Below are 5,661 nucleotides of genomic sequence, written 5' to 3' on the forward strand. Positions count from 1 at the left end.
CAGGAAAGTCTGGCCTGACGTGTCGACATCCTGGCCGTCGCCCTGGCCCGGATAGCCGGAATAGTGGCCTTGCGCGTCGCAATGCCAGACATCGACCCGCGCCCCAGCCAGCGGCCGGCAGGTGGCATCGACCACCTGCAGCTTCACAGTCAGGCCGACACCGCTCTTTCCCTCGGCGATGTCGGCGCGTTCGAGCTTCGGGTCGAAGTAAAACGGCCCCTCGGTCGCCTCGGGCGTGATGGCGCAAACGCCGGCGCCGGCATCGAAAAGGGCAAGCCCGGCATAGGACGAAACCTGCGCCGCTGGCGCGGTGGACGGCATAAAGCTGCCGCCGCCGGCGGTGACGGCAATCAGGCCGAGCGCCCGGCGCCGGGAGATTGGCAAGGAAGCTCGCTTGTCGGACATCTGGCGCCTTTCCGGCCTGCTGCCTGGCCCATCGGTTTGCCGCGTGCAAATGCGTGGCACACACCCTATATGGAGCCGACACTCCCCTTTTCGAAGCCCGGATTTTCCGAGGCAGGAAGACTTTTCGAGGCAAGACATGAGCCAAGCGCAGACGCAGATCCCCGTAACCGTGCTGACCGGCTACCTCGGCGCCGGCAAGACGACCTTGCTCAACCGCATCCTGTCGGAGAACCACGGCAAGCGCTATGCCGTCATCGTCAACGAGTTCGGCGAGATCGGCATCGACAACGACTTGATCGTGGAATCCGACGAGGAAATCTACGAGATGAACAATGGCTGCGTCTGCTGCACGGTGCGCGGCGACCTGATCCGCGTCGTCGAGGGCCTGATGCGCCGTCCCGGCCGCTTCGACGCCATCGTCGTCGAGACCACGGGCCTCGCCGATCCGGTGCCGGTGGCGCAGACCTTCTTCATGGACGACGATGTGCGTTCCAAGACCAAGCTCGACGCCGTGGTGGCGCTGGTCGACGCCAAGCACCTGCCGCTCAGGCTGAAGGATTCCAAGGAAGCCGAGGACCAGATCGCCTTCGCCGACGTGGTGGTGCTCAACAAGACCGATCTCGTCACGCCGGACGAACTCGCCAAGGTCGAGGCGACGATCCGCGCCATCAACCCGTCGGCCCGGATCCACCGTACCACGCGCGCCGGTGTCGCGCTGGCCGAGGTGCTCGATCGCGGCGCCTTCGACCTTGCCCGCGCGCTGGAGAACGACCCGCATTTCCTCGAAGCGCACGACCATGATCACGACCACGACCACGACCACCACGATCATGACCATGATCACCATCACCATGATCATGACCACGATCACCACCACGATCACGCGCATCCTTCCGATATCCATGACGTGACGGTGCAGTCGGTGTCGCTGCGCGGCGGCGAGATGGATCCGAAGAAGTTTTTCCCGTGGATCGAGAAGATCACCCAGATGGAAGGCCCCAACATCCTGCGGCTGAAAGGCATCATCGCGCTGAAAGGCGACGATGAGCGCTACGTCATCCAGGGCGTCCACATGATCATCGAGGGCGACCACCAGCGCGCCTGGAAGGATGGCGAGAAGCACGAGAGCCGGCTGGTCTTCATCGGCCGCGAGCTCGACGCCGAGCGGCTGCGCAAGAGCTTCGAGGCCTGCCAGGCGGCTTGAACGTTCGGGAGAGGACAGGCTGCTTGGGGCGATCGAAGCACTGCCAAGCATTCTGTAGCGACAATTTCCAACCGTTGGCGCCGCCCCTCATTGTCCTGCCGGACATTTCTCCCCGTATAGTGACGGGGAGAAGAAGGCTGGCCGCGATGTCGACGCCTATTCTGTAGCGCTGAAGATTGGCGAGATCATCCGCGACAGCCCTCTTTCTCCCCGTCACTATACGGGGAGAAATGTCCGGCAGGACAATGAGGGGCGGCGCCATCGCTGGCGAATATCCCCCTCATGGTTGCCGGACGTACAAACGTCGAGTAAGCCGCCTTCTGCACTTTCACCAGACAAAGATAGCCATGCCCACTGTCGCCCCGCTTGATCTCGAAGGCCATTGCGTCGCCGCCGTCTTCCTCGGCGATGTGCCGCATTTCGCGCTCGCCGATGGCACAATCCACCGCCTCGACAACGGCCATAAGACCGTTCAGGCCAATGACGGACTGCTTGCCTCCTTTCACGATGCCGCCAATGACCGGCTGATCACCGGCGGCGAGGACGGCAAGGTCTTTTCGATCACCGCGGGCGGCAACGTTGAGGAACTGGCGAGCGCCGGCAGGAAATGGATCACCAGCATCGCCGCCGGCCCGCAGGGCGCGATTGCCTTTGCTTCGGGCAAGACCGCCTTCGTGCGCTTCGCCGACGGCAGGACCAAGGAATTCGCCCACCCGCGCTCGGTCGAGGGACTTGCCTTCTCGCCCAAGGGCATGCGCTTCGGCGTCGCCCGCTACAATGGCGCGACGCTGCATTTCCCCGCCGCCGAGGGCAAGCCAGTGGAGCTCGAATGGGCCGGCGCCCATACCGGCATCACCTTCTCGCCGGACGGCGCCTTCCTCGTCACCACGATGCAGGAAAACGCGCTGCACGGCTGGAAGCTCGCCGACGGCAAGCACATGCGCATGAGCGGCTATCCGGCAAAGGTCAAAAGCCTGTCATGGGCGCCGAAGGGCAAATGGCTGGCGAGCTCGGGCGCGCCGGCGGCGATCGTCTGGCCGTTTACCGGCAAAGACGGACCGATGGGCAAGGCACCGCTGGAGCTCGGCACGCGCGGCAACGCCATGGTGACCACAGTCGCCTGCCATCCGAGCCAGGATGTGGTGGCGATCGGCTATGACGACGGCATGGTGATGGCGGTGCGCTTCGCCGACGCCAAGGAAGTGCTGCTGCGCCGCCCGGGCAAGGGCGCCATCACCGCGATGATGTGGGATAAGCAAGAGCGCCGCGTCGTCTTCGGCAGCGCCGCTGGCGACTGCGGCGTCATCGATATTTCCGCATAGCCGCGGCTATTCTGCCCCGCAGGATACTTTGCCTTTGACTTCAACCGGCTTGCCGTCCTGGTCCGTATCCGCCGCGGCGTCGTAGATGGCGAGCGTATAGCGCCCGTCATAGACGCCTTCGTCGCTGGTCTTGGTCAGGATCGTCAGTTCGACCGAGTTGATATGTTCAGCGACTTCGTGCTCGCGATAGATGTTCAGCCGCAATTCCTCGCCGTCGAGCCAGTATTGCGTCAGGTTGGAATCCTCGAAGACGGTCTTGCGCAGGCTGTCGCCGGCAGGCCTGCCGAGAATTTCGAGATCGCCGCGAAAATTGAACGTCGGCCCGCCCATGCCCCTGGTGACGCCGGCCTCGACCTGGAATATTGCCCCCGCATCCTCGGCGGAGCACCAGATGCCGCCGCTCGCAAGGGCCGAGCCAGCCGACAGAAGCAATGTCGCAGTGCAAATGATCGCCCGCATTTTTCTCCCCCAGAACCAAGCCACGCCCTTATTGATGCCGGGCTTTGCCTCGAGGTCAAGCGCCAGCCGGCTGCCGCTGAACCAATGCACGGCAAGCAGGCGGCCAATTGCGGTTTGAGACGGCGATTGTCTACAGTGAATGGCGAGAGGGGCCTTCATGCATTCAACCAGCCATTCAAAGACGTCGATCGGCGGCATCAGCCGCGACCGTATTGCCATGCTGCGCGACACGGAGGCTGAGGTTTTCCGCAAGGCACGGCCGAAATCCGAGGCCAAGGCCGGCAACGGTCTGCCCGGCTTTTTCGGCGGCGTGCCGATGCATTGGATGAACGATTGGCCGACGCCGTTTCCGATCCTTGTCGGCAGCGCCAGGGGCGCCACCATCACCGACATCGACGGCAACCGGCTCGACGATTTCTGCCTCGGCGACACCGGTTCGATGTTCGGCCATTCTCCGCCGCCGGTCGCCCGCGCCATCCGCCGCCAGTCCGGGCGCGGCCTGACCTATATGCTGCCGAGCGAGGATGCCCTTGCCATCGGCCCGCTGCTCCAGGAGCGTTTCGGGCTGCCGTTCTGGCAGATCGCCACCACCGCGACCGACGCCAACCGTTTTGCGCTGCGCGTCGCCCGCGCGGTGACTGGGCGCGAGACGATACTGGTCTTCAACGGCTGCTATCACGGCTCGGTCGACGAGACGATGGTGCGGCTGGTCGACGGCAAGCCAGTGAACCGGCCGGGCCTGGCAGGCGAGTTCCGCGATCTGACGCGGGCAACGAAGATCGTGGAATTCAACGACATCGCCGCGCTGGAAGCGGCGCTCGCCGACAGGGATGTCGCCTGCGTCATCACCGAGCCAGTGCTGACCAACTCCTGTATGGTGCTGCCCGAGCCGGGCTTCCACGACGCGCTGCGGCGCCTCACCCGCGCCGCCGGCACGCTGCTTTTGATCGACGAGACGCACACCATCTCCACCGGTCCCGGCGGCTACACCAAGAAGCACGGGCTGGAACCCGATCTCTTCGTCCTCGGCAAGCCGGTGGCCGGCGGCGTGCCGGCGAGCGTCTGGGGCCTGAGCGACCAGATCGCCAGCCGCTACGCCGCCTACAACCGGACCAAGGAGCCCGGCTATTCCGGCATGGGCACGACGCTGTCGGCCAACCCGCTGCAATTCGCCACGATGCGCGCGGCGCTCGAAGAGGTGATGACCGAGGCGGCCTATGCCCGCATGGGCCGGCTGGCGCGGCGGCTCGATGCCGGGTTGACCGCCGTCATCGACCGCTGCCGTCTGCCCTGGCATGTCGCCCGCGTCGGCGCCCGCGTCGAATTCATCTGCGCGCCGGGCCCGTTGCGCAACGGCGGCGAGGCGGAGGCGGCGCATGCGCCGGAGCTGGAAGCCGCCATTCATGTGGCGCTGGTCAACCAGGGCGTGCTGATCGCGCCCTTCCACAACATGATGCTGATCTCGCCGGCCACGACGGCGGCCCAGATCAACCGGCTGATCGCCGCTTTCGCCGCCGTTGCGGCAAGGCTTGCGGCATGAGACAAGCGGCATGAGACAAGTGGCATGAGACAAGCGGCTGGAAGATCGGCGGCCTGCCAAAGCAGAGTTCCATCATGACCTCACCTTCGGGCTCGACGCCCACCGAGGCGAAAGCCTTTCTCGACGCCCATCCCGAAATCGAGGCATTCGACATCGTCTTGACCGACGCCAACGGCATCGGCCGCGGCAAGATCGTGCGCCGGCACGAGTTGATGGGCATTTTCGAGGGCGGCCGGCACCTGCCGATCTCGATCCTCGGCCTCGACATCACCGGCGAGGACGTGCACGAGACCGGCCTGGTCTGGGACACCGGCGACGGCGACCTCCGCGCATGGCCGATCCCCGGCACGCTGGTACCGCTGCACGGCACCAGCCCGCCGCGCGGCCAGGTGCTGATGGCGATGTACCATCTCGACGGCCAGCCGATGAGCTCCGATCCCCGTCTGGCGCTCAAGCGGCAGGTCGAGCGTCTGGCGGCCAAGGGCCTGCATCCGGCCGGCGCCTTCGAGCTCGAATTTTTTCTTCTCGCCAATGAGCGCGATGCCGACGGCAAGGTGCAGCCGGCGCATGCCGTTCTCGACGGGCGCCGCTCGGCCAAGACCGAGGTCTATTCGGTTGACCATTTGCACGGCATGGAGCCGCTGTTTTCCGACATCTACGCCGCGGCAAAAGCGCAGGGCATTCCGGCCGAGACGGTGATTTCCGAATATGCGCCGGGCCAGTCCGAGCTG

General features: G+C 65.2%; 4 protein-coding genes and 2 pseudogenes. 4 read left to right on the forward strand and 2 right to left on the reverse strand.

Going from position 1 to position 5,661, the window contains the following annotated elements; genetic code table 11:
- Window positions 1–405: pseudogene (locus tag EN780_RS26220) on the reverse strand (protocatechuate dioxygenase); the annotation flags it as partial.
- A 136-nt stretch (window positions 406–541) separates the two neighbouring features.
- Here EN780_RS26220 and EN780_RS26225 point away from each other — a divergent pair.
- Both EN780_RS26225 and EN780_RS26235 read left to right on the forward strand, forming a co-directional pair.
- Complete coding sequence (locus tag EN780_RS26225; RefSeq protein WP_128275742.1) at window positions 542–1,609, forward strand: GTP-binding protein; 1,068 nt, start codon at window positions 542–544, stop codon at window positions 1,607–1,609.
- Window positions 1,610–1,956: 347 nt separating this feature from the next.
- On the forward strand, window positions 1,957–2,931 hold the full coding sequence (locus EN780_RS26235) for a WD40 repeat domain-containing protein (protein WP_128275743.1): 975 nt from the start codon (window positions 1,957–1,959) through the stop codon (window positions 2,929–2,931).
- A gap of 6 nt (window positions 2,932–2,937) precedes the next feature.
- Here EN780_RS26235 and EN780_RS26240 read toward each other — a convergent pair whose 3' ends face one another.
- The gene (locus EN780_RS26240) at window positions 2,938–3,390 is read right to left on the reverse strand and encodes a hypothetical protein (protein ID WP_127309663.1); all 453 of its coding nucleotides are present in this window, start codon (window positions 3,388–3,390) and stop codon (window positions 2,938–2,940) included.
- 157 nt (window positions 3,391–3,547) lie between these two features.
- Between EN780_RS26240 and EN780_RS26245 the strand changes: the two genes are divergently transcribed.
- Both EN780_RS26245 and EN780_RS26250 read left to right on the forward strand, forming a co-directional pair.
- The gene (locus EN780_RS26245; RefSeq protein WP_128275744.1) at window positions 3,548–4,930 is read left to right on the forward strand and encodes an aspartate aminotransferase family protein; all 1,383 of its coding nucleotides are present in this window, start codon (window positions 3,548–3,550) and stop codon (window positions 4,928–4,930) included.
- Between the two features lie 74 nt (window positions 4,931–5,004).
- A pseudogene (locus EN780_RS26250) lies at window positions 5,005–5,661 on the forward strand (glutamine synthetase); the annotation flags it as partial.

Origin of the sequence: Mesorhizobium sp. M4B.F.Ca.ET.089.01.1.1, from assembly GCF_004022605.1 — a bacterium.
Classification (GTDB): domain Bacteria; phylum Pseudomonadota; class Alphaproteobacteria; order Rhizobiales; family Rhizobiaceae; genus Mesorhizobium; species Mesorhizobium abyssinicae.

Bases quoted from the DNA above. Each gene is read 5' to 3' on its own strand.
- EN780_RS26225 (WP_128275742.1), top strand. From the start codon at position 542: ATGAGCCAAGCGCAGACGCAGATCCCCGTAACCGTGCTGACCGGCTAC.
- EN780_RS26240 (WP_127309663.1), bottom strand. From the start codon at position 3,390: ATGCGGGCGATCATTTGCACTGCGACATTGCTTCTGTCGGCTGGCTCG.
- EN780_RS26245 (WP_128275744.1), top strand. From the start codon at position 3,548: ATGCATTCAACCAGCCATTCAAAGACGTCGATCGGCGGCATCAGCCGC.
- EN780_RS26235 (WP_128275743.1), top strand. From the start codon at position 1,957: ATGCCCACTGTCGCCCCGCTTGATCTCGAAGGCCATTGCGTCGCCGCC.